We start from the raw sequence: 22,716 nt of genomic DNA on the forward strand, positions 1-22,716 counted from the left end.
CAAAGATATATATTTAGACCAATCTAACAAAAAAATAAAAGAATATTCTTTATCTTTGCACGAAAAACAGGCTATGGCTTTTCAAACAAAAGAAGATTACTTAAAAAACATGTATATGATCGATGAGGAAATGGGCATCATTTCTTTGTCGGAACTTGGCCGACGCTTACGAGTAAGTATCCCTACGGTCAACAGCATGGTAAAGAAGCTTCACCATGGCGGGTGGGTTATTTACGAGAAATACCAGCCTGTAACGTTGACCGACAAAGGGAAGAGAGAGGCCGCGCTTATCGTGCGCAAACACCGGATTGTTGAAATGTTCCTGGTGAATAAAATGAATTTTGGTTGGGAAGAGGTCCACGATATTGCTGAACAAATAGAACATGTGAATTCGGAAATATTTTTTGAGCGAATGGATGAAATGCTGGGCAACCCCTCCTCAGACCCTCACGGTTCGCCTATTCCGAATCAAAACGGGATCATCACCCCTAAAAAATATATGCGATTGTCGGACGCGAGGAATGGCTCCGTTGTCATTCTCAGGAGATTGCATAGCGACGATAGAGATTTATTGAACTATCTCAACGAAAAAAGAATATCCTTGCACACCACCTTCATCATCGAGAACATTGAGCCTTTCGACAAAAGCATCAGCATTCGATACAATGAGGGGGCCAGGGCCACATTGAGCAAAGAGGTTTGCGACATGCTTCTGGTAGAAGCGGCATCAAGCAGGGACATCCCACTCCCCGGGGAGGCCCGGACGCGATGACATCAGCCAGGTAGAATAAAGCAGGATGAATGGGTAATTGGGTTTCAAATATTGTGATCTACCGATAATAAAAACTGCTCGATGGCTCCTCTGACCTGGGGGCGCGTGCCGTTGAATTTATTTACCATCACGGCAAATGCGTATTTCTTACTGCCGTCGATCAGATAACCGGCAAAACATTGGACACCTCCGATGCTTCCGCTCTTGGCGACAACCTTACCGCTCAGTTTTGTACTACGCAGGAAATATTGGAGCGTACCCTCCTGCCCCGCCTTCGGCAGCGAGTTGAAGAATACTGAGGAATGACTGCCTCTTTTGTACATGTATACCAACAGGTCGGTCAGGAATTGCGCGCTTACTGCGTTTTGCGGAGCCAGTCCACAACCGTCAAACATCTGCAATGAGGAAGTTGAAATCCCTCTCTCTTTCCAGAACCCTTTCGCATATTCGATTCCGGCCTCTAACGGATCAATGTATATGTCCCCTTTACTATAACGCCCCATGGTACGGATAAGGTGCTCCGAAAAGTGATTGTTACTTTCCACATTTATCTCCCGGATAATATCCTTCATGGGACGCGACACTTGTGTAAATATCACTTTCCCGACACGATAGGAAGCTGACTTCCGGTCTGTGGCACAAATTGCCGAAAGGTAATCATTACGGGCAGTTTCCACTTTTTCAATCTGAAAACCGATCCGGGAAAGATAATCAGCCAGCATTTCTCCCAGCAACAACCCGGGATCAGGGATATCACCCTTGATGCTGAATTCCGTCCTACCGGCCGGGATATTCCCTCTCACCTCCCTCTCGTAAGAAAAAGGTGCTCCATAGATATATCCGTTATCTTGTCCGCTACTGTTCAACGAAAGCGAGTTCCGGAAAGTCAATCCTTTAATTTCCGGCTCTGTACGCAGGATGCGGGGACAACCGTTTCTGTCGGTGGTATTAAAAAACAAACGATAGCTATTGTCAAAAACACTGATACCATAAGCGCCTGCCGCATAATAATTCCCCATATCTATCCATGTCCATCCGGGCGCAACTCCGTCATACCCGAACAGGTTATCCACCACGAAAACAGAATAGTTCCTCTCTTTTGGAAGCGACTTGCCAAGCGCGTCGGCACAATTGATAAAAAAAGCGTTCCGGTTTTCCCCGAAGACATCACTGCCCAGTGTGGGATCGCCTGAGCCAAACACCAGGATACGCGACGGATCATTGGCATCGATTGCCACCTCTGTCTTATAACGATAATTATCCCCCAACGTTTCCAAAGCCGTGGCTGTAGTAAGCAGTTTTAATGTGGATGCGGGCGTAAGTGATTTTTCGGCATCATGCCCAACAATACTTTTCTCACTTTCCAGTTCCACGACAGACACTCCTACCGAAGCGTGCTTCAGTGCCGGATGGTTGATAAAACGCTGCAATGCGGTTTGTGAGTACACAAACCCTGTTCCTAAAATCAGAATGAGCAAAAGGAAATATTTTGTCATAAGTGCGGAATACGAATTGGTTAATATTATTATTCTTTTTTAATATGCTAATTTTCAATTGATTATTCAGACAGATGGATTAAACTGATTTTGACCGGAATGACCGGATTCCCCGGTTTCATTTTTCAATTTACCTTTCTCGGATATCCATTTACTTCCACGGAGGTTCATCTTCTATTCCACAGATAGGGCCTTCATAAGCCCCCATTTCATACACCTCAACTGCAAATATATAAATAATTCAATGAAACACATAAAAAAGGATGACCCCGTTTAGAGAGCCATCCCGTTTTATAATCATTATTGGACTTATCCTATGATCAGAATTTATATCCTACAGAGAGGTAGGCGTTTTGGTTTTTGATATTCCCGTTCGAAACATTGGAGATATTGACCAATCCCATATCCCAGCCCAGATCAAATAGTATCTGGCCGAATTCGGCGCCCACACCAAGGCCTAAGCCGGCATCAAAGGGTTTGAGCAACTTGTCTTTTCCGAACACGTTTTCCCCGTCACGTTCGGCAGAACCACTTCCCGCAGACACTTTGAATTTCGTTTTCCCCCCTACTCCATAGGCTGCATAGGGACCTGCGTGAAAAACAATGCGCGTTCCGGGTGAAACATCCAGTTTATACGCATAATGAACGGGCAATTGAAGGTACATCGGGTTGACCGAAATTTCACCGGATACCGATCCGAGGGAACCTTGGTATTTTGCACCTTTGGTAGTGAAGAACAGCCCCGTTTGGATAGCACTGTTGTACATAAACTCATAGTCGGCCGCCAAACCTATATGGAACCCGATCTTTGCATTTTTGTCGTTCAGTTCGTCACCATAGAAGTTCGACATGTTCACACCTCCCTTTATTCCAAGGTTTACCTGGGCACTTGCTGCCGTTACCATGATAAGCATCGCCGCGATCAGCGAAAATTTCACTTTTCTCATAATTTCATTCTTTTAGTTAAAAATCCAGTTTGTTTGAAGATCATGTCTTCATTTTTGTTCTGACTATTTCTTCCGGAAATAGTTTAAAAACTACATATACAACACCTGGCAGCCGAATATTGTTTTATCGGATTATTGTATCAAAGGGTAAAATTCCACAAATACCTATCCGGCAGGTCACACATAACTCAACTGAAAAGGGGATGTGGAGAATATTTCGTTGGCTACTTTTTTGATTTCCTGATGTGTGATGCCGTCAATCCGGGCATAGACCTCGTTCAACGGGATGTAGCAGTTAAAATGCAGAAAAGCTTTTCCCATTGCCAACGTATTGTTTTCATGATTTTCCGCGGCAATACCCATCTGCCCCTTCCACTGCCGTTTGGCCCGCATTAATTGTGTGGGAGTCAACTCAGTCTGTATGATTTTCTCAATTTCTTTGTGGATAAGTCTCAGGCATCTTTCCCTGAATTTCGGATCAGACGCAAAGTAGATGGTGAACAGGCCGGTATCGGAGTACAATGTCAGGTTTGACTCCACATGATAGACCAATCCGCGCTTTTCCCTGAGGGAGACATTGAGCCGGCTGTTGAGGCTTCCTCCACCCAGCATATGATTGATCATATACAATACATATTTATCCGGATGATGCATATTGAATGTGGGCCATCCCATCACCACATGCGACTGGGATGTCTCTTTTTGCATCTCCGTCTTTTCGGGAACCAGAATAGCCGGAGATATACGCTGCTTAAGTGGCAATGCCCCATTCGTCGGGTTAGATGCAGATGAAAAATACTTTTCGGCCAGCCGCGCGACTTTTGAAAAAGAGGTTTTCCCGAAAGAAAAAAAGACCATATTATCCGGACGATACTGCCTCTCAACGAAACGCTTCATGTTCCCGCTGTTGAATGATCGCAGTGTCTCAGGATCACCGAGTATATAGTGCCCCAAATCATGGCCGGCAAACACCAGATTCTCAAAATCATCATATATCTGCTCCGAAGGAGAGTCTTCATAAGAAAGAATTTCATCGATGATCACTTCCCGTTCCCTGTCGATCTGCCGGTCGGAAAACCGGGAGTGAAAAACAATATCATTCAACAGTTCCATGGTACGGGATAAATATTCTTCCGGAAATGCGGCATAGACAAACGTCTCCTCCTTGGAAGTGTACGCATTCAGCTCTCCTCCTATATTCTCCATCCGATCGACAACATGATGTGCCCTGCGCTTCTCCGTACCTTTGAACAGCATGTGTTCCACAAAATGAGCCATACCCTGCTCAGCAGGAAATTCATCCCGGGTTCCACTGTTCACGGCAATCCCGCAATAGGATATCTCGGATGGAAAAGAACGGTGAATGAGGCGTAGACCATTCGATAAAGTGTGTGTATGTGTCATCACAAAAAAATCAATTCACCCGTGATACGGAATAGGTACCTTCATAAAATCCCACAATGTTCTGTGTCATCTCGATCGACATATTGATACGATCCTCTATGGTTTTGGTGGCGGCGTGGGGAGCAAGCACGACATTATCGAGTTCCAGCAATTCCGGTAATATACGCGGCTCATTCTCGTACACATCCAATCCGGCTGCCCAGATCGTATTTTCTCTCAGCGCTTTTGCCAGGGCTTTCTCATCCACCATGCTGCCACGGGCCGTATTGATAAATACGGCGGTGGATTTCATCATCTTCAATTGTTCTTCACCTATCATATGGTGCGTTTGAGGCGTATATGGCGCGTTCAACGAGATATAATCGGCCGTTTTCAACAGCTCCTCAAATGCCACATACCGGGCGTTATATTGTTGTTCGATGGTTTCATCCAATCGATTCCTGTTATGATAAATGATTTCCATACCCGATGCCACGGCACGACGCGCCAATGATTGTCCGATACGTCCCATACCAATAATACCCAACGTTTTTCCATATACCCGCATGCCGCTCTCGGCATAAACACCCCAGCTTACTCCTTCGGGTGCGCGCAATTTACGATCATAATAACCTATACGACGGCCGGCTGCCAGCAGAAGCGCAAAAGCGAACTCAGCCGTAGGCTCACGCGTGCTGTTGGGTATATTGGTGACCGCAATTCCTTTTCTGGTAGCGTAATCCACATCGATATTGTTGAATCCCACACCGTAATTGGAGATCAACTCTAATTTTTTTGCCCTATCCATGATCTGCTTATCAGTATAAAAACTGAAGTTGGGGACAAGCACCTCATAGTCAGGGATCATTTCCAGTACCTCTTCTTTGGTAAAATAGGATTTATCCACAGGAAGTGTGATATCATATTTTCCTTCCAGGGCCTTCAACCCTTCAGGTTTCAGCCGATATGCAATCAATACTTTTCTCATAAGAATCACGGATTACGAATTACAAATTACAAATTACGAATTACGAATTACGAATTACAAATTACAAATTACAAATTACAAATTACAAATTACAAATTACAAATTACAAATTACAAATTACAAATTACAAATTACAAATTACAAATTACAAATTACAAATTACAAATTACGAATTACGAATTACGAATTATCAATTACAAATTATCAATTACAAATTATCAACTACAAATTATCAATTGTCAATCAATTAATTATAACAAAAAAAACGAGCCTTTCGACCCGTTTTCCGCTCTTCCTCTTGGACTTGAACCAAGGACCCTCTGATTAACAGTCAGATGCTCTAACCAACTGAGCTAAGGAAGAATATTCTCTCTGCCGAAAAGCGATGCAAAAGTAGTATAATTTTCCGAATAAACCAATAACTCACGGAAAAAAATTAAGTGCAGGCTTTTGTGACAAAAGAACCACTGGCTGTCATCTTAATCTGTATGCAACAGCAAAGGTGACTAAGAAACAGATAGCATTACTCTTTTCATTACGTCTTCATCCCCATCGGAAAGGTCAATCCAGATCGTTTCCTTGTCTTTCTTAAACCAACTGAGTTGTTTTCGGGCATAGTTACGAGTGTGCTGTTTGATTTTTTCTATGGCAAACTCAAGGCTACATTTTCCATCGAAACAGTCGAAAAGTTCTTTATATCCCACTGTATTGAGTGAGTTCAGGTGACGTTGCGGATAGAAAGCTCTCGCCTCCTCGATCAACCCTTCTCCAATCATACAATCCACCCGCCGGTTGATACGCTCATACAATTCCTCACGATCACGGGTAAAACCGATCTTTACAATCCGGAACGGACGTTCTTTCTGAGGATTGGTGCGAAGCGATGAGTAAGGCTTTCCGGCCATCAGGCACACCTCCAAAGCATGGATCACTCGCTTGGGATTTTTTAAATCCACCTCATTATAAAAAACGGGATCAAGGATCTTCAATTGCCGCCGTATGGGATCGATCCCTTCTTTCCGGTAAATATCCTGCAGCTCCCCGCGCAGGGTTTCATCGATGGTAGGAATATCGTCAATTCCTTTGCATACGGCATCGATATACATCATGGAACCTCCTGTCATTACCACGACCGGATATTGTTCATGCAATTCCCGGAGTAGCAAAAGCGCATCCTGCTCGTATTCACTGGCGCTGTAGTAATCTTCCGGGGAAAGTGTGCCTACAAAGTAGTGTGATATGCGCCGCAATTGCTCTTCTGTAGGCGCTGCCGTACCGATGGTCATTCCCCGGTAGATCTGGCGCGAATCAGCCGATAAGACAGGAGATCCTAACGCTTCGGCTATTTGCAGGCTCCATTCAGTTTTTCCTACGCCTGTGGGGCCAAGCAGCACCAGGAGGGTATTCATTGTTTCGATTGTTGTTCAATTGTTGTCCAGTAATTGTTGGTTTGTCATTCGGTTGTTAAACATAAGCGGGACAAATGAATAACGGCGAGGCCAAACAACATGCGCAGCACTCATAACGCGAAGTGAATAACGCACGAAGTGCGAATAACAGCCTAACTCAATAACGTGAAGCCAATAACAATAATAGTGTGATCGACTGTATTAATATAAATCGTTAGGGTCCGGCTCCGCCGGAGTGTCGTCTAACCCATCAAAGCCCTCCCTATCCAATTCGTCCAATTCAAAACTTTCGTCGCCATAAAAAGTTTCCCCCATATCTAATGACACCGATTCCGCTTTCATCACCTCTATGTCTGCGATTTGCTTGGGAGCTTCACCCACTGAGAGTGTACAGACAGGGGATTTTAGATTTTTACCGGGAATGAGTTCCGAGAGTTCAATAAACAATGCGCGTTCGTTAAAATAATCGAACACAAACATCAGCTTTTGTTTTTCATCTTCCAGATAATCACCCAGGATGCATTCTTCCATAATATAAGAATCCTCATCGGAATAGGTGTCCATCTCCACCAGCGTGATCTCTTGCTTCTTGCGCCATTTGTCGTCACAAAGGAAGAACGACGCCATCTCTTTACTACTGAATCCCGTGCAACCCATAATTGCATTGTAAAAATCCAGGAACGTGGCATCCGCATCGATTTTGATTTCTCTCTTGAAGTTATCTACTTCATCGGACAGAATTAGAAATTTGAATATCATTGTGATCTCCGTTTGCTGATTATTGTTTTTAATTAGACATCTCAAAGGTAATAAAAAGATTTATTTTTTCACAGGATTGTTTTATTGTTTTATTTCGCCATGTGGAACCTTTGATGTCCAAAATATTCACTAAAGTTAGATATTTGAGTCGCCTTCGCGCCTCGATTTTCAATTCCTCGCTATGGCATAGTCCAAACAAGTTTGTCCTTTGCTCATTGAACTTAACGGAAATATTCATTCCCCTCGGGTGTGTAAGGATTATTTTAAACAGGCCGGTTTCATATGTATTCATTGTAGGTAATTATGTAACGTACCCAATATACTATGTGGCACATGGATGAACCTAATGTAAAAGCAATTGTTTTATAAGTATGATATAATGGAGTCATTGGTTCGTTATGACGAAGTTCAACTCACGACAAACCGAACCTTTTCGTTAAGCCAAATGAGCAGAGGAAGAAGCAAGCTTCTCCTCTGCCATAGCGAGAAAACGACTAAATTCATTGGAACCAAAGCAAACTTGTTTGAGTTTTGGTGAGGTGCGAAAATAAAAAATAAAAAATAAAAAAATCGTATGAAACCGAAATATATGCCCATCGATCCCGGCTATTTTGAACTTTTTGAGCAGGAGATGGAAAAAAATGATGCAAGAGTGATCTATTTTGCTTTTGCCAGTGAGCCCGAATTGGAAGAGTCGCGCGGAAAGATCATCAAGGTAGATGATGAAGGCCGGGAGGGTCATTTTCTCCAGTTTGAGAACGGCGATCGGGTGCGTCTCGACAGAATTGTCGTGATCAACGGAATACCGGGCCCCGCTTATGATGAATACGACTCATACGCCCTTGCGCCCCTTACTTGCCAGGCAGGCTATGACGATTGTTTTATGGAATAGAAATCATTATCTTTGCCTTGAATTTCATTAGATTATTCAAATGCTTTGGACTATTTCTATATTCGGAAAAGCGACTGAAAACGAGATAGTATGATAACATGTAACTGCGTTTATGGCTCTGAAACAACAACAGGAACTAAAACAAACACAACGTCTTTCACCGCTGCAAATGCAGGTGATAAAACTGGTGGAATTAAACTCGGTGGAGGTGGAAGACCGCATCAAACAGGAGATAGAAGACAATCCCGCCCTGGAAGTCTCGGATTCCGCCCCTGGCGGCGAAGAGAACAGTGAGGCCCCGGAGGATGTTTTGTCCCAGGAAGAGATTATACTTGGCGACTATGCCTCTGAAGATGATATACCGGACTATCGACTGAACGGAAACGACCGGAAGAATGAGACCAACATTGTCGAGATCAGTTATTACGACGACAAATCGCTTGGCGACTCGCTACAGGAACAGATCGGATTATTGCAACTCGATGACCAAAGGCAATTGATCGCTGAGTATATTATTGGAAATCTCGATGAGAATGGTTATCTGCAACGCGACCTGCAATCGATCTCAGACGACCTGTTGTTTCAGCAACAGATGGAGGTATCTCCTCTGCAAATGGAAGATGTGCTGTATGAAATTCAGGATCTGGAACCGGCGGGCGTGGGAGCCAGGAATCTCCGGGAATGCCTTCTGCTTCAACTGGATCGGCATGAATCCACCCCGGCAGTGGAACATGCCAAAGAGATACTCTCCCATTATTTTGAAGAGTTTTCACGAAAGCATTACGATAAGATCATCCGGCAGATGAATATCACGCAGGACGAACTACGCGGTGCCATCCGGGAAATCACCTCACTGAACCCTAAGCCAGGCAACGCGCTGGGCGGCACAATGCAGACCGCCATGAATAATATCACTCCCGATTTTATTGTGGACTCTTATAATGGAGAGGTCTCTATCCAACTTAATAACAGTAATGTTCCCAGCCTGCAGGTGAACCGCTCTTTCTCGGAAATGCTCAAGGGATACAACGAAAACAAGGAGAGCATGTCGCATGACGACAAACAAGCTATCCTTTTTATGAAACAGAAAGTAGACTCAGCCAAATGGTTTATTGATGCGGTGAAACAGCGCCAGAACACCCTGCAGCGCACCATGGAGGCGATCGTAAGCCTACAATACGATTTTTTTCTTACCGAAGATGAAACCCAACTCAAACCCATGATCCTGAAAGATGTGGCTGAAAGAACAGGATTCGATATCTCAACCGTCTCCCGCGTAAGCAACAGCAAGTATGTGCAGACCAATACCGGTATTTATCCCCTTAAATTTTTCTTCTCCGAGGCGATGCAGACCAATAGCGGAGAAGATATCTCTTCAAGAGAGGTTAAATGGATCCTCAAAGAAAGTATCGACAATGAAAATCCCGTCAAACCGCTCACAGACGATCAACTCACGAAAATACTCAATGAAAAAGGATATGTGATTGCGCGCCGGACTGTGGCCAAATATCGTGAACAATTGAATATTCCTGTGGCACGATTGAGAAAAAAGATATAACTTTGCCGATTCAAAATTGGTTACAGGATGAAGTCAATCGCACGCCTCATTTCCACAATCTTTCAACCCCTGCTGATGCCCATCTATGGAGTAATGCTCCTGTTTGTGTACACCTACTTTGGAGTAACTTATCTTCAGCAATTCTGGTTGATCATTACCCCGGTGATCCTATTTTCATTTGTGATCCCGGCCATTCTTATTTTCATGCTCTACAAGATAAGAGTTATTTCGGACCTTTCGCTGAAAGTACGCCGCGAGCGTATTTACCCCTATATGGTCACCTTGCTCTCCTATTCTGTGATGATCTTTTTCTATTACAGGATGCGCATGCCTTTATGGTTCTTGATGATCATGGTCTCCTCAGTGGCAATCATGATTGCGGCTATCCTCATCACGCTGAAATGGAAGATCAGCGCGCATATGTTCGGCATCGGCGGACTTATTGGGGGCGCCATGTCGGTAAGCTATTTTGTAGAGCATTCCAATCCCTATTTCATGTTTATGGGTTTGTTCATTATCGCGGGACTGGTGGGTACCTCAAGGCTTATCCTCAAACGTCATACCCTTGCACAGGTGATCGCGGGATTTTTATTGGGCTTTTTGTTCTCCTTCGTTTTTGTATGGATAGGAGCTCAATCCTGAATAGAATGGTTGTTTTTTGACATGAAAAAATTAAATAGTATATTTACCGCATAAATATTTTTTTAAATGATAATGATTATGAATTTCCCTGAAAATGTAAAGTACTCTTCCGATCATGAATGGGTAAGAGTAGAAGGCAACGAGGCGTTCGTTGGAATTACCGATTTCGCGCAAGGTGAATTGGGTGAAATTGTCTATGTCGATGTGACCACAGAAGGAGAAACTTTGGGTTCGGGAGAAGTTTTCGGAAGTATTGAAGCCGTGAAGACCGTATCCGACCTGATGATGCCCGTCGGAGGTGAAGTCCTGGAAGTGAATACCAAACTGGAAGACGCTCCGGAGTTAGTGAACAGTGACCCCTTCGGTGAAGGATGGATCATCAGGATAGCAGTCGATAATGCCGATGAGCTGGCGGATTTGATGTCAGCTGCCGAATACAAGGAATTTATTGGAAAGTAAAATTAATGGCCAATGTGCCAATGTGCCAATGTGTCAATGTGCCAATGGAATACCCGGCATCCCGGATTTTCTTGATTCTTGGCTCTTGGTTCTTGGTTCTTATAGCTTAAATAAAAATGAACCCATTCGTAAGTATTATTATGGGCAGCACCTCCGACCTGCCTATAATGGAAAAAGCAGCCCAGTTCCTCAATGACATGGAAATCCCGTTCGAAATGAACGCCCTTTCCGCACATCGGACTCCCGAAGAGGTGGAAAAATTTGCCAAGGGCGCCAAGGACAGAGGTGTCAAAGTGATCATTGCGGCAGCCGGTATGGCGGCACATCTTCCGGGGGTGATTGCCTCCATGACTACTCTTCCCGTAATTGGCGTACCTATCAAATCGTCTCTCGACGGAATGGATGCACTGCTCGCCATCGTACAAATGCCCCCCGGCATCCCGGTAGCGACCGTGGGAATCAATGGTGCGTTGAACGCGGCTATCCTGGCATTACAGATGATCTCTACAGGCGATGAGTCGGTACAGAAAAAACTCTCGGACTACAAAATAAGCCTGAAAAATAAGATCACCAAGGCGAACAAGGAATTGGCTTCCGTTTCTTACAAATTCAAAACCAACTGATTAATAATGTGACTAATGAGTCAATATGCCAATAAGACTAATTAAAGAAGAAGTCGGAAGTGAAAAAGTCCAAAAAGTGGAGAATTTCAACTTTTTCACTTTTAGAAGCTGTTTTGAATTTTTTCATCCATTGTTTTTTAGCCATTTTTTGATGAATTTGGATTTTCATTGATTGAAATGTGGCGGGCCACTTAAAAGAAATGAAAGTTCAAAGGCGCGAAAAAGGGCAAAAAACAATATGAAAGAGTGGAAAAACAAGCGTAAAATAATTACTCGTAAAATTCAAAACAGTTTCTTAGTTTCCATGTAATGGATAATGGGTAATTAGTAATTGATTAATTAGTAATTGGTAATTGGTAATTGGCAATTGGCAATTGGTATTTGGTAATTGATAACCAGTAATTCATCTAAGCTCTTGGTTCTAAAAATCTTTACTAAAAAACAGATGAAACGAATATTCTTTATGTTTACAACCCTCACTCTGCTGGCAGCCTGTAACAACGGCAATAAAGCAGATAAGCAGATACCGGCTGATGACGGAATCGACTACGCTACCTTCGAATACAAGGTAGACCGGTTCGCAGATATCGAAATACTCCGATATCCGGTTCCCGGCTTCAACAGCCTGTCGCTGCAACAAAAAGAACTGATTTATTATTTATCGCAGGCCGCGCTCGAAGGGCGCGATATCCTCTGGGATCAACACAACCGTTACAACTTGACTATCCGACGGGTTTGCGAAGGAGTTTACGAGAACTACATGGGCGACAAATCGTCCGAGAACTGGAAACATTTCGAGACCTACCTGAAACGGATATGGATGGCTAACGGCATCCACCATCACTATTCTGAAGATAAAATTATACCGGAATTCCCGCGGGACTACTTCGTCTCTATCGTAAAAGGGGTGGATCCGGGGCGTATGCCTTTTCGTGACGGGATGGCCGCCGATGAAACACTCAACGAGATTCTCCCGGTGATGTTCGATCCGAATGTCATGCCCAAACGGATGAACCAAACCCCGGGCGCCGATATCGTGGCAACCTCGGCGGTAAACTTCTACGAGGGGGTGACACAGAAAGAAGTGGAAGAGTTCTACAATGCGATGAAAGATCCTAACGACAACACGCCTGTCTCTTACGGTCTGAACAGCAAAGTAGTGAAAAAGGATGGCGTTGTTACCGAACAGGTGTGGAAACGGGGCGGCATGTACGACAAAGCCATCGAGCGTATTATCGGATGGCTGGAGAAGGCGGCTGCCGTCGCCGAGAACCATCAGCAGAAAGAGGCGGTCAACTCGCTGATCTCCTATTACCAAACAGGGGATCTGAAAACCTTCGACGACTATTCGGTGAAATGGGTGACCGACACCGCTTCCCGTGTGGATTTTATCAACGGTTTTATCGAAACCTATGCCGACCCCCTCGGCATGAAAGCGACCTGGGAGTCCATGGTCAACTTCAAGAGCGAAGAGGCATCCGAGCGTACCCGGATCATCAGCGAAAACGCCCAGTGGTTCGAGGACAATTCACCGATCGATAACCGCTTTAAGAAAGAAGAGGTGAAAGGGGTATCGGCCAAGGTAATCACAGCCGCCATGCTGGGAGGCGATTGTTATCCGGCAACGCCCATCGGCATCAACCTCCCTAACTCCAACTGGATCCGACGCGACCATGGATCCAAATCGGTGACCATCGATAACATCACCTTTGCTTACGATAAAGCAGCCGAAGGGAACGGATTCAGAGAAGAATTCATGTGGAGCGATACTGAACGGGAACGCGCCAAAAAATATGGCACCCTGACCGATAACCTGCATACCGACCTGCACGAATGTCTTGGACATGGATCAGGCAAACTGCTTCCGGGGGTGGACGGTGACGCGCTCAAAGCCTACGGTTCACCACTGGAAGAGACAAGGGCCGACCTGTTCGCGCTCTATTATCTTGCCGACCCCAAATTAGTAGAACTGGGACTTTTACCGGACAACGAGGCTTACAAAACGGAGTATTATGGCTACGTCATGAATGGTGCCATGACACAGCTCACCCGCATCCAACCGGGTAAAGACATTGAGCAGGCGCATATGCGCAACCGGGCATTGATCTCCAACTGGGTGATCGAAAACGGAAAAGCTGACAAGGTAGTGGAATTACAGCAACGTGACGGCAAAACATACGTGGTGATCAACGATTACGACAAACTGCGCAGCCTCTTTGGAGAGTTACTGGCCGAAGTGCAGCGTATCAAGTCGGAAGGCGATTACGAAGCAGGCAAGAACTTAGTGGAAAAATATGGCGTGAAAGTAAATGCGAATCTGCACAAAGAGGTGCTGGTACGCTATGAAGCGCTGAATATTGCTCCATACAAGGGATTTGTGAATCCGGTTTATAAACTCGTAACCGATGACAAAGGTAAGGTAACGAATGTAACCGTTTCGTACGACGAAAACTATGTGAACCAGCAGTTGCGTTACTCCAGACAATATTCGGCATTACCGTTAAAAAACTGATCCTGCAGGAAATGATCAATACGATGAGGGTGCATCACTTATCTGGTTCCACCCTCATTTCACTCCTCACCTTGCCAACTTTCCCACACCCAACACCCAACATCCAACATCCAACATCCAACATCCAACATCCAACGCCCAACATCCAACGCCCAACATCCAACGCCCAACATCCAACAATGACTTACGACGAAACACTCGATTACCTCTACCGCCAGATGCCCGACTACCAGCGGATCGGCGACAAGGCTTATAAGCCCGGGCTTGACAACAGCCTTGCATTAGATGAGATATTCGATCATCCCCACCAACGTTATAAAACCATCCATGTGGGAGGTACCAACGGAAAAGGCTCCGTTTCACACCTGTTGGCTGCTATCTTACAGGAGTCCGGTTACAAAGTGGGATTATATACTTCTCCCCATCTGATCGATTTCCGCGAAAGAATCCGTGTCAATGGAGAGATGATCAGTCGTGAGTTCGTGATGGATTTTGTAGAGCAGTACAGGGAACAGTTTGAGCCGTTAATGCCCTCGTTCTTCGAGTTGACTATGGAGATGGCTTTCCTCTATTTTGCTCAACGGGAGGTGGATGTAGCTGTGATCGAGGTCGGTCTGGGCGGACGGCTCGACAGCACCAATATCATCTCTCCCGACCTTAGCGTCATCACCAATATCGGCTTCGATCATATGAAACAATTAGGCAATACGTTGCCGAAGATCGCTGCTGAAAAAGCAGGGATTATAAAATCATATACCCCTGTGGTGATTGGAGAAGCGGGCAATACGGAAGTAACACAGGTTTTTATCGATAAAGCACAGTCGGTAAATGCTCCTATTGTCTTCGCAGAACTCTATATGAACAATTTTAAGGCGGAAAGAAAAGAGGCAGGGTGGCTCTTTCATGCCAATGGATATCCGGAGGTAAAGGGAGAACTGAAAGGACCGGCACAGGATAAAAATGCCCGGACGGTCTTGACAGCCGTGGAAGTTCTCCTCGAAACAGGGTATGATATACCGAAGGAAGCGGTGTACGAAGGATTTGCCAACGTAACCGCGATTACCGGACTAATGGGTCGCTGGCAGCAGTTGCAAACCTCACCAAGGATCATCTGCGACATCGCGCATAATGCTCACGGCATACGATATGTGGCGGAACAGTTGCAATCAGAAAATTTCAATCGCCTTCATATTGTGTTCGGTATGGCAAACGACAAGGATATCAATGCGGTACTTTCCCTCTTGCCTCAGAAAGCCATTTATTATTTTACAAAAGCATCGGTAGAGCGTGCCTTGGATGAAAAAATAGTGGCACGGCAAGCCGAAGCCCGTGGATTAAAGGGAGAAAGCTTCAGCAGCGTAGAAGAAGCAATAGAAGCCGCAAAAGAAAATGCCGATAAAAACGATCTCATTTTCATCGGCGGTAGTTCCTTTATGGTGGCGGACGCGTTGCCGCTATTCTTAAAGTCATAGAGGATTACCTTCTTCTACCAAAATGGGAATTGAGTCCGGGGAAAAGATTCGAAGGTTATAAAGTGGAGAGCTCATCGACATCGTTTATAACTTTTCATTATCTTTGTTGTTGATTATGTAGTGTGCAATCCTTATAACATTGATGTATATGGAACGAATCGTATTGGAAGTAGACAGCGAAACCGCGAAAAAATGGCGTATTACTTCCCAGCACAGAAAAGCGCAGTTAGCTCAGGAAATCAATCTGAAACTTGCCAGGGACCTGTCGAATACGCGCGAAGAATTCCTTCAGTTTTTGGACGAAGTCGGAAAAACAATGGAAGAACGGGGCTTGACGGAAGAAATTCTCCAACAAATACTCAGGGATGAAGAGTGAGCATTTTTTCGTCAACAGAAACAATTACCGCATGACGCAACCCGAAGGACAACATATTCCTAGAACTTGCCATCGCCGCTAATGCTTCATGCATCATTAGCGGCGATAATCATTTACTGGAGTTACATCCTTTCAGAGGTATTCCCATCCTTTCCGCCGCCGACTTTATTAAACAATACTGACTCGTTCTCATATCCTCAATTTCTCAAAATCAAAAAAACTCATCATTCATCCCTATTCAGCATTTTCAGGCTGGCTGTCCTGTACTGGAGAGAAAGAAAACGCCGATAAAAACGATCTCATTTTCATCGGCGGTAGTTCTTTTATTGTAGCGGAGGCACTCCCACTGTTTGCGTGATTACCATATCAATACGAGCCGAAAATTATAAGCAGGGAGAAATTCCGCCAATTCTTCACTACCGAACAAGTCTGAAGACTGAATATAAAATGCAACGGATGGCTTCTCTACATCATCCTTTTTATATTGTACATCAAAACTGATTGTTTCGGTATAGGGAGGATCCGCATCATCATAAGATTGCACATAGGGAAGTAACTTTTGTACTTCATTTATATTCTTCTCCCCAATAAAAACATATCCTAACACGGCACCGTTTTCATAAATAAATTCCTCTAGGTCGAGTAATTCATATACCGCTTCATAACGTTTGGCAATATCGTCCCAACTCCAATGACCATTCCCGACTGTGATATTTACAATTTTCCACTTCGTAAATTCAAGTTGTTCGTTATTCTGCCTTAATGCCTCTTCAATCATTCTCCTTACTTGTGCCTCAGTCAGATAATCATCCGGATAATAAGGACCATCATCGGAACAGGAATACCCTCCGATCAATAAGGCCGCAAACAGCAATGATGCAATAGCTGTTTTAAATAAATTTTTCATGTAGACTTTTTTAATTACTGTTGCCTAGCTTAGGCACAAAAATAGGTGTTTTATTTAAATTACGCATATAATCTCACCAAATCAGTACAAGCCTGAATACGTACCCTACTCTTGCCACTGGATCTTGAATGCCATCGGCTGGTTCAATATAAAACGTTACCTTGTTGGTCAAAAAGCTATATTCATAACCCAGCGTTTCAGTAAAAAAAGTGCCATCATCCACATAAGCACGCCTTGTATAGGGAAGTTGAGTCTGCACCTCATCTTGATTTTGCGTACCCAGAAAAACATAACCAATCACTGCTCCTCTTTCGTAGATAAACTCATCGATATCCATTCGTTGTACTGATTCCCATCTTTCGAAAGCAGGATTCCAACTCCAGTCCGAAGCCCTCACTTCATAATCCTGTATATCCCATTTCGTTTCAATTATATCATCATTATTATCACTACAGGATGAGGCAAAAAAGCCAATGCCTAGAAATAGGAGACCGGCAAATAGGGAGGAAAATAATTTTCTTTTCATAATATTCGGAATTTTGAAGCCCATACAGCTTATTTATATGCAAAGACTTGAAAAAAGCTCTTACGTTTAATTTAAAACAGTAAAAGAGGGAAAAAAGTTTAACTCCTTTTCCCCTCTCTATATACATATCTACCTGGAAACTGAATAAGTTGCTCAATCCTGCACTATAAACATCTGATTTTAACACTCTTAAGCACTTATCCTAAAATTTTAGTACTCAAAATTATCTTCCTCCTAAAAATCCTCCGAGAATATCGTTCAGTGGATTGCCGTCGCCATCCTTATCGAGCGCGCTGCCCAGCATATCCATAATTCCACTGCCGGATCTGTTCTGCTGTGAGCCGCCCAAAAGGCCTCCCAGGAGATTGCCCAAACCGCCGGCACCGGTATTGGCCTGGCGTTTCTCTTTACCAAGGTAAGCCATCACAATAGGCGCTAACATAGCCAGCAAAGGAGTTATCTTACTCATACTGACACCCGTCTTTTGTGAAAGGCCTTGTTCTACAGCGGGAAGGTTGTTCCCGAACACATGCCCCAGTATCCCGTTGCCATCCTGCTGCAATTCCTGTGTACGGCCCTGCAATATGCCGGAAAGGTTATTCAGGAGGGAACCGTCGTGTTTCGATTCGAGCGCTTTGTTCAGGCTTTCCGCTCCATCGCTGGATTGTGCATTTCTGGTAATTCCGGCCAATATCGCCGGTACAGCCATATTGACGACTCCCGACGCCTCTTTTTCATTCATGCCGAATTGACCGGCAACACTTTTCACGATCGATTGCCCCATCGTGCTGTTTAATAATTCTGATAGATCCATTTGCGTGAGTAATTAATAATAGAGTCCAAATATATACTAATTAAACAATTTCTATCCCGGTTGAGTTCTTATAATTAGCGTAAAGAGGAATAAAACCACACACTGGAATCGCAGTAATTACAATTACTTTTCAACATTGGATTGCCAACTGTAAAAAAAAGCGTTATTTTTGTCCATCCACATTATTATGGATGATAAATTTTTAATATAAAAAGAACAATGGCTAAAATCAGTTCCAAGTTCTAAGTTCTCAGTTCTCAGTTCTAAGTTCTCAGTTCCAAGTTCTAAGTTCTCAGTTCTCAGTTCTCAGTTCTCAGTTCCAAGTTCCAAGTTCTCAGTTCTAAGTTCCAAGTTCCAAGTTCTCAGTTCTAAGTTCCAAGTTCTAAGTTCTAAGTTCAAAGTTCTAAGTTCTAAGTTCAAAGTTCTAAGTTCTAAGTTCTAAGTTCTAAGTTCTAAGTTCTAAGTTCTAAGTTCTAAGTTCTAAGTTCCAAGTTCTAAGTTCTCAGTTCCAAGTTCTAAGTTCTAAGTTCTAAGTTCTAAGTTCAACAATATGAAACAATATCTTGATTTATTACAACGTGTCCTTGATGAAGGTGTCAAAAAAGAAGACCGTACAGGAACCGGTACCATCAGTATCTTCGGGCATCAGAGTCGATATAGGATGAGCGACGGATTTCCGGTACTCACCACAAAAAAACTGCATCTGAAATCGATCATTCACGAACTACTCTGGTTCCTGAACGGGGATACCAATGTACAATATCTGAATGAAAACGGTGTACGTATCTGGAACGAATGGGCGGACGAAAATGGCGACCTGGGACATATCTACGGATATCAGTGGCGTTCATGGCCCGATTATAATGGCGGTCACATCGATCAGATATCGCAGGTGGTCAATACCATTAAAGACAATCCCGATTCGCGCCGTATCATCGTCAGTTCGTGGAATGTGGCCGACATCCCCAATATGAACCTCCCTCCCTGCCACGCCTTTTTCCAGTTCTATGTGGCCGATGGCAAACTGAGCCTGCAACTCTATCAGCGCAGTGCCGATATCTTTCTGGGAGTGCCTTTCAATATAGCGTCCTATGCGCTGCTGCTGAAAATGATGGCGCAGGTGACCGGATTGCAGGAAGGAGATTTCATCCACACTTTCGGCGATGCCCATATCTATCTGAACCACCTTGAGCAGGTGAATCTTCAACTGTCGCGTGAACCGCGACCATTGCCAAAGATGAAGATCAACCCTGATGTCAAGGATATTTTCAGTTTCCGATTTGAAGATTTCGAACTGGTAGATTACGATCCACACCCACACATTAAAGGCGCTGTCAGTATATGATGAACCACAACAAACCACAGATTGCCATTATCGTCGCACTCGATGAACAAAATGGTATCGGGCGCAATGGCGGACTGCTTTGCCATCTTCCTGCCGATCTGAAACATTTTAAGGAACTTACCACCGAACACAGTATCATCATGGGAAGAAAGACCTATGAGTCGTTGCCCAAAGGGGCACTTCCCAACCGCACGAATATAGTGATTACTTCCGATAAAAGGGAAAATTACCCCGGATGCATTGTTGTCCGTTCTGTGGATGAAGCACTGGCCCGCTGCAAAGGTGAAGAGACTGTTTTTATTATCGGTGGGGGAAAACTTTACCGTTCATCCCTTCATCTGGCCGATAGGCTTTATCTTACCCGTATCCATCATACGTTCGACGATGCCGACACTTTTTTCCCTGAAATCAATCCCGATGAATGGGAATTAATTCATAATCAAACGCATGATGCGGACGAAAAACACAAATATGATTACTCGTTTCTGACCTATACAAAAAGAGAGTAGTAAAAGAATGTGTGTGGACAGTTGGCAAGAATTTTTGCAAGGTGACGAAAATGCTTTTTCGAAACTCTATTGCTTCTATTTCAATGAACTCTTGGCATACGGCCTCAAAATCGGATTCGACGAAGAGACATGCAAAGATGCCATACAGGATGTCTTTTATAAGATATACACCTCCCGTTCTCAATTGTCCCATATCAGAAATATAGAATCCTACCTGCTCCACTGTCTGAAAAACCGGTTATTCGACCTCCATAATGTGGAAACTAAAATCAACCATATAAATTATAATGAGATTATAGTTGAAAGAGAGAACAGTGTGATCGAAAGCATCATAGAAAAAGAAACCGAATTACAATTGGAAGGAAAGATCAAACAATCGCTGAAAACATTACCTCCCAAACAAAGAAAGATAATCTACTACCATTATCAGCTCAACCTCTCTTTCGATGAGATAGCCGCCTTACTCGACATGACTCCCGAAGCGGTAAAAAAATCGACTTACAGGGCACTACAGAAAATGAGAGAAAGTCAACAACTTAAGAATCCTATATTCACTTTTCTACTTCCTCTCATTTAGACCTGAGCTGTTAATTTTTATTAATATTACCCATATTTTGGTCTTTTTCGATATTTTTGAATGAAAAAGTGATCGATATATCTCTAAATGAATTTTTTGTGTAACGACCGCTCATTCATTATCCTCAATATGCATCCACCAGGATTATGGATAAGGGAGACGGTTTATTACTATCTTTTAACCCCCCCATATGGTTAATATTGGTTAATTTTGTCCTTGTTTTATCTTTTATTTAGTCCTTAGTATAATAAAAGAGCCTGAATATGGATTATAAGGATTTTTTGTGTGACGACCTTTTTGTATACTGGAGAATTCACCCCACAAGGGAACTGAATTCCTTTTGGGATAGTTTTATCAGGGAAAACGAAGAATATAAGGAAGCGTTCAATAAAGCCATTGAAACTTTCGACGCGATACGTAGCCAGCAAGATCCATTTCAAATAGAAGATACTTCCGTTCTGCTCAAATTAAAAAATAGGATTAAAAAAGAAAAGAAACGCAAATCCAATATCATCCTCACGTCTTCTGCCGCTGCGGTATTACTCCTTATGATCATATCCACCCTTTTTATATTCCGCGAAAAACCCGAAGAGACGGATCTCCGGATGTCTTCCATCGGAGAAGTGATGAGTAACAACAATATTCAACTTTTTACCGGCAACGAAGTGTTGGAAATAGATAACAATTCCACGCTGAACCTGTCTGAAAAGAAACACAGCGCAGTGATCCGGAATCCCCTTACAAAGCAAGAAATTAATTTAAACGATAACAGGACAAACACGCTTCTGGTTCCCTATGGAAAGAGATCGACCATGATATTGGCAGACGGCTCGAAAGTACATTTGAATTCCGGTACGAAAATGGAGTTTCCCACCACATTTTCCGGCAAAAAAAGAGAAATCAATGTGGAAGGAGAAATTTTCATTGAAGTGGCAAAACAAAACAACACTCCCTTTGTGATCCACACGCCACATTCTCAAATCACCGTCCATGGCACCTCCTTTAATGTATCTTCCTATTCTGAGGATAGAAGGGAATCCGTGGTTTTGGTCAATGGTTCAGTGGAGGTGAAAAGTAAAAAAAGCACCCTATTATTAAACCCCAATGAAATGGCAGAGATCGAAAACGGACAAATCATGCGAAAAGAGGTGGATGTCTCGGATTATATAGGTTGGACAAGGGGCTATATGCAATTTAACAAGTCGCCCCTCAACGAGGTATTGAAGAAAATAGGAAGATACTACAATATAGAGTTTCAATTTGCTTCAGATTTGAATATGCATAACCAGAGTTGTTCGGGAAAACTATTCCTTTCGGAGAACTTGAACGATGTGCTTGAAGCTTTTTCTAAAATGACTTATTATCACTATGACAAACAAAGTGATAAAGCAATTTTCATCCATAAATAACCAAAGAATCAATGATTTCATCAAGTAGAATAAGTAAAGGCAAAACAAGTTTTACCTATACCACAAGCAAAGGAAGGATCTAACTTTTATGAATATATCAACTCAAAAATATTTTATGCCTATGAGAGATGAAAAATGAAAAAAGTCGAATAATGTTGCCGCATTATTCGACCCGAGCGTGAATTTTGCGCTTAAGCAAGAGCAGAGACCAAACTTGTTGGGGTCATGCCAAGCAATAGCAAAATCTACGAAGTGAATCTAATTTATTGGTAACAAATTATAATTCAAAACAAAGGTATGCAAGAAAAGTATAAATGTAAACTATTTACCACGAAAAAAAA

Annotated in this window: 22 protein-coding genes and 1 tRNA gene; 13 read left to right on the forward strand and 10 right to left on the reverse strand. The window is 43.4% G+C overall.

Annotated features, from left to right (window positions below):
• Positions 1-73: 73 nt before the first annotated feature.
• Positions 74-772, forward strand: a complete 699-nt coding sequence (locus D7D25_RS16020) for a metal-dependent transcriptional regulator (protein WP_122969961.1) — start codon at positions 74-76, stop codon at positions 770-772.
• A 44-nt stretch (positions 773-816) separates the two neighbouring features.
• Here D7D25_RS16020 and dacB read toward each other — a convergent pair whose 3' ends face one another.
• The 7 genes from dacB to D7D25_RS16055 form a co-directional block, all read right to left on the reverse strand.
• Positions 817-2,250: a D-alanyl-D-alanine carboxypeptidase/D-alanyl-D-alanine-endopeptidase gene (dacB, locus tag D7D25_RS16025; protein WP_158602649.1), complete on the reverse strand. Its 1,434-nt coding sequence runs from the start codon at positions 2,248-2,250 to the stop codon at positions 817-819.
• Positions 2,251-2,588: 338 nt separating this feature from the next.
• Positions 2,589-3,215 (reverse strand): porin family protein, encoded by a 627-nt coding sequence (locus tag D7D25_RS16030; RefSeq protein WP_122969938.1) that lies wholly within the window; start codon positions 3,213-3,215, stop codon positions 2,589-2,591.
• A 177-nt stretch (positions 3,216-3,392) separates the two neighbouring features.
• Positions 3,393-4,619, reverse strand: coding sequence for a pitrilysin family protein (locus tag D7D25_RS16035; RefSeq protein ID WP_122969939.1), 1,227 nt, complete (start codon positions 4,617-4,619; stop codon positions 3,393-3,395).
• A 10-nt stretch (positions 4,620-4,629) separates the two neighbouring features.
• The gene (locus D7D25_RS16040; protein ID WP_122969940.1) at positions 4,630-5,586 is read right to left on the reverse strand and encodes an NAD(P)-dependent oxidoreductase; all 957 of its coding nucleotides are present in this window, start codon (positions 5,584-5,586) and stop codon (positions 4,630-4,632) included.
• Positions 5,587-5,875: 289 nt separating this feature from the next.
• Positions 5,876-5,949: transfer RNA gene (locus D7D25_RS16045), tRNA-Asn, on the reverse strand.
• Positions 5,950-6,092: 143 nt separating this feature from the next.
• The gene (gene miaA / locus D7D25_RS16050) at positions 6,093-6,995 is read right to left on the reverse strand and encodes a tRNA (adenosine(37)-N6)-dimethylallyltransferase MiaA (RefSeq protein WP_122969941.1); all 903 of its coding nucleotides are present in this window, start codon (positions 6,993-6,995) and stop codon (positions 6,093-6,095) included.
• 201 nt (positions 6,996-7,196) lie between these two features.
• Entirely contained in the window at positions 7,197-7,754 is a 558-nt protein-coding gene (locus D7D25_RS16055; RefSeq protein ID WP_122969942.1) for a hypothetical protein, read from the reverse strand.
• Between the two features lie 574 nt (positions 7,755-8,328).
• On the opposite strand from D7D25_RS16055, the gene D7D25_RS16065 reads away from it, so the two are divergent.
• The 8 genes from D7D25_RS16065 (at position 8,329) to D7D25_RS16100 (ending at position 16,288) form a co-directional block, all read left to right on the forward strand.
• A complete protein-coding gene (locus tag D7D25_RS16065; protein WP_122969944.1) occupies positions 8,329-8,646 on the forward strand; it encodes a hypothetical protein in 318 nt (105 codons plus the stop codon).
• Between the two features lie 112 nt (positions 8,647-8,758).
• Complete coding sequence (gene rpoN / locus D7D25_RS16070) at positions 8,759-10,204, forward strand: RNA polymerase factor sigma-54 (RefSeq protein WP_122969945.1); 1,446 nt, start codon at positions 8,759-8,761, stop codon at positions 10,202-10,204.
• Positions 10,205-10,231: 27 nt separating this feature from the next.
• Entirely contained in the window at positions 10,232-10,846 is a 615-nt protein-coding gene (locus D7D25_RS16075) for a hypothetical protein (RefSeq protein WP_122969946.1), read from the forward strand.
• Between the two features lie 78 nt (positions 10,847-10,924).
• Positions 10,925-11,305: a glycine cleavage system protein GcvH gene (gcvH, locus tag D7D25_RS16080; RefSeq protein WP_122969962.1), complete on the forward strand. Its 381-nt coding sequence runs from the start codon at positions 10,925-10,927 to the stop codon at positions 11,303-11,305.
• Between the two features lie 116 nt (positions 11,306-11,421).
• Complete coding sequence (purE, locus tag D7D25_RS16085; RefSeq protein ID WP_122969947.1) at positions 11,422-11,928, forward strand: 5-(carboxyamino)imidazole ribonucleotide mutase; 507 nt, start codon at positions 11,422-11,424, stop codon at positions 11,926-11,928.
• A gap of 445 nt (positions 11,929-12,373) precedes the next feature.
• Positions 12,374-14,440: a dihydrofolate reductase gene (locus D7D25_RS16090; protein ID WP_370453865.1), complete on the forward strand. Its 2,067-nt coding sequence runs from the start codon at positions 12,374-12,376 to the stop codon at positions 14,438-14,440.
• A 179-nt stretch (positions 14,441-14,619) separates the two neighbouring features.
• On the forward strand, positions 14,620-15,912 hold the full coding sequence (locus D7D25_RS16095; RefSeq protein ID WP_122969949.1) for a folylpolyglutamate synthase/dihydrofolate synthase family protein: 1,293 nt from the start codon (positions 14,620-14,622) through the stop codon (positions 15,910-15,912).
• Between the two features lie 148 nt (positions 15,913-16,060).
• Entirely contained in the window at positions 16,061-16,288 is a 228-nt protein-coding gene (locus tag D7D25_RS16100; RefSeq protein ID WP_148038963.1) for a hypothetical protein, read from the forward strand.
• Positions 16,289-16,646: 358 nt separating this feature from the next.
• Here the strand turns inward: D7D25_RS16100 and D7D25_RS16105 are convergent, their stop codons facing one another.
• From D7D25_RS16105 to D7D25_RS16115, 3 genes are all read right to left on the reverse strand, one after another.
• On the reverse strand, positions 16,647-17,195 hold the full coding sequence (locus D7D25_RS16105; RefSeq protein ID WP_122969951.1) for a hypothetical protein: 549 nt from the start codon (positions 17,193-17,195) through the stop codon (positions 16,647-16,649).
• A 73-nt stretch (positions 17,196-17,268) separates the two neighbouring features.
• Complete coding sequence (locus tag D7D25_RS16110; RefSeq protein WP_148038964.1) at positions 17,269-17,721, reverse strand: hypothetical protein; 453 nt, start codon at positions 17,719-17,721, stop codon at positions 17,269-17,271.
• Positions 17,722-17,944: 223 nt separating this feature from the next.
• Complete coding sequence (locus tag D7D25_RS16115; RefSeq protein WP_122969953.1) at positions 17,945-18,535, reverse strand: DUF937 domain-containing protein; 591 nt, start codon at positions 18,533-18,535, stop codon at positions 17,945-17,947.
• Positions 18,536-19,085: 550 nt separating this feature from the next.
• On the opposite strand from D7D25_RS16115, the gene D7D25_RS16120 reads away from it, so the two are divergent.
• The 4 genes from D7D25_RS16120 (at position 19,086) to D7D25_RS16135 (ending at position 22,375) form a co-directional block, all read left to right on the forward strand.
• A complete protein-coding gene (locus D7D25_RS16120) occupies positions 19,086-19,880 on the forward strand; it encodes a thymidylate synthase (protein WP_122969954.1) in 795 nt (264 codons plus the stop codon).
• Positions 19,877-20,389, forward strand: a complete 513-nt coding sequence (locus D7D25_RS16125; protein ID WP_122969955.1) for a dihydrofolate reductase — start codon at positions 19,877-19,879, stop codon at positions 20,387-20,389. Before D7D25_RS16120 ends, D7D25_RS16125 begins: the two co-directional genes overlap by 4 nt.
• A gap of 13 nt (positions 20,390-20,402) precedes the next feature.
• On the forward strand, positions 20,403-20,966 hold the full coding sequence (locus D7D25_RS16130; RefSeq protein ID WP_158602650.1) for an RNA polymerase sigma factor: 564 nt from the start codon (positions 20,403-20,405) through the stop codon (positions 20,964-20,966).
• Between the two features lie 263 nt (positions 20,967-21,229).
• Positions 21,230-22,375 (forward strand): FecR family protein, encoded by a 1,146-nt coding sequence (locus D7D25_RS16135; protein WP_122969957.1) that lies wholly within the window; start codon positions 21,230-21,232, stop codon positions 22,373-22,375.
• Positions 22,376-22,716: the final 341 nt, after the last annotated feature.

Origin of the sequence: Proteiniphilum sp. X52, from assembly GCF_003712195.1 — a bacterium.
Classification (GTDB): domain Bacteria; phylum Bacteroidota; class Bacteroidia; order Bacteroidales; family Dysgonomonadaceae; genus Proteiniphilum.

Bases quoted from the DNA above. Each gene is read 5' to 3' on its own strand.
- D7D25_RS16100 (WP_148038963.1), top strand. From the start codon at position 16,061: ATGGAACGAATCGTATTGGAAGTAGACAGCGAAACCGCGAAAAAATGG.
- D7D25_RS16125 (WP_122969955.1), top strand. From the start codon at position 19,877: ATGATGAACCACAACAAACCACAGATTGCCATTATCGTCGCACTCGAT.
- D7D25_RS16090 (WP_370453865.1), top strand. From the start codon at position 12,374: ATGAAACGAATATTCTTTATGTTTACAACCCTCACTCTGCTGGCAGCC.
- D7D25_RS16065 (WP_122969944.1), top strand. From the start codon at position 8,329: ATGAAACCGAAATATATGCCCATCGATCCCGGCTATTTTGAACTTTTT.
- D7D25_RS16110 (WP_148038964.1), bottom strand. From the start codon at position 17,721: ATGAAAAGAAAATTATTTTCCTCCCTATTTGCCGGTCTCCTATTTCTA.
- miaA (WP_122969941.1), bottom strand. From the start codon at position 6,995: ATGAATACCCTCCTGGTGCTGCTTGGCCCCACAGGCGTAGGAAAAACT.
- D7D25_RS16120 (WP_122969954.1), top strand. From the start codon at position 19,086: ATGAAACAATATCTTGATTTATTACAACGTGTCCTTGATGAAGGTGTC.
- D7D25_RS16105 (WP_122969951.1), bottom strand. From the start codon at position 17,195: ATGAAAAATTTATTTAAAACAGCTATTGCATCATTGCTGTTTGCGGCC.
- D7D25_RS16075 (WP_122969946.1), top strand. From the start codon at position 10,232: ATGAAGTCAATCGCACGCCTCATTTCCACAATCTTTCAACCCCTGCTG.
- D7D25_RS16095 (WP_122969949.1), top strand. From the start codon at position 14,620: ATGACTTACGACGAAACACTCGATTACCTCTACCGCCAGATGCCCGAC.
- D7D25_RS16035 (WP_122969939.1), bottom strand. From the start codon at position 4,619: ATGACACATACACACACTTTATCGAATGGTCTACGCCTCATTCACCGT.
- rpoN (WP_122969945.1), top strand. From the start codon at position 8,759: ATGGCTCTGAAACAACAACAGGAACTAAAACAAACACAACGTCTTTCA.
- purE (WP_122969947.1), top strand. From the start codon at position 11,422: ATGAACCCATTCGTAAGTATTATTATGGGCAGCACCTCCGACCTGCCT.
- D7D25_RS16115 (WP_122969953.1), bottom strand. From the start codon at position 18,535: ATGGATCTATCAGAATTATTAAACAGCACGATGGGGCAATCGATCGTG.
- D7D25_RS16040 (WP_122969940.1), bottom strand. From the start codon at position 5,586: ATGAGAAAAGTATTGATTGCATATCGGCTGAAACCTGAAGGGTTGAAG.
- gcvH (WP_122969962.1), top strand. From the start codon at position 10,925: ATGAATTTCCCTGAAAATGTAAAGTACTCTTCCGATCATGAATGGGTA.
- D7D25_RS16135 (WP_122969957.1), top strand. From the start codon at position 21,230: ATGGATTATAAGGATTTTTTGTGTGACGACCTTTTTGTATACTGGAGA.
- D7D25_RS16030 (WP_122969938.1), bottom strand. From the start codon at position 3,215: ATGAGAAAAGTGAAATTTTCGCTGATCGCGGCGATGCTTATCATGGTA.
- D7D25_RS16020 (WP_122969961.1), top strand. From the start codon at position 74: ATGGCTTTTCAAACAAAAGAAGATTACTTAAAAAACATGTATATGATC.
- D7D25_RS16055 (WP_122969942.1), bottom strand. From the start codon at position 7,754: ATGATATTCAAATTTCTAATTCTGTCCGATGAAGTAGATAACTTCAAG.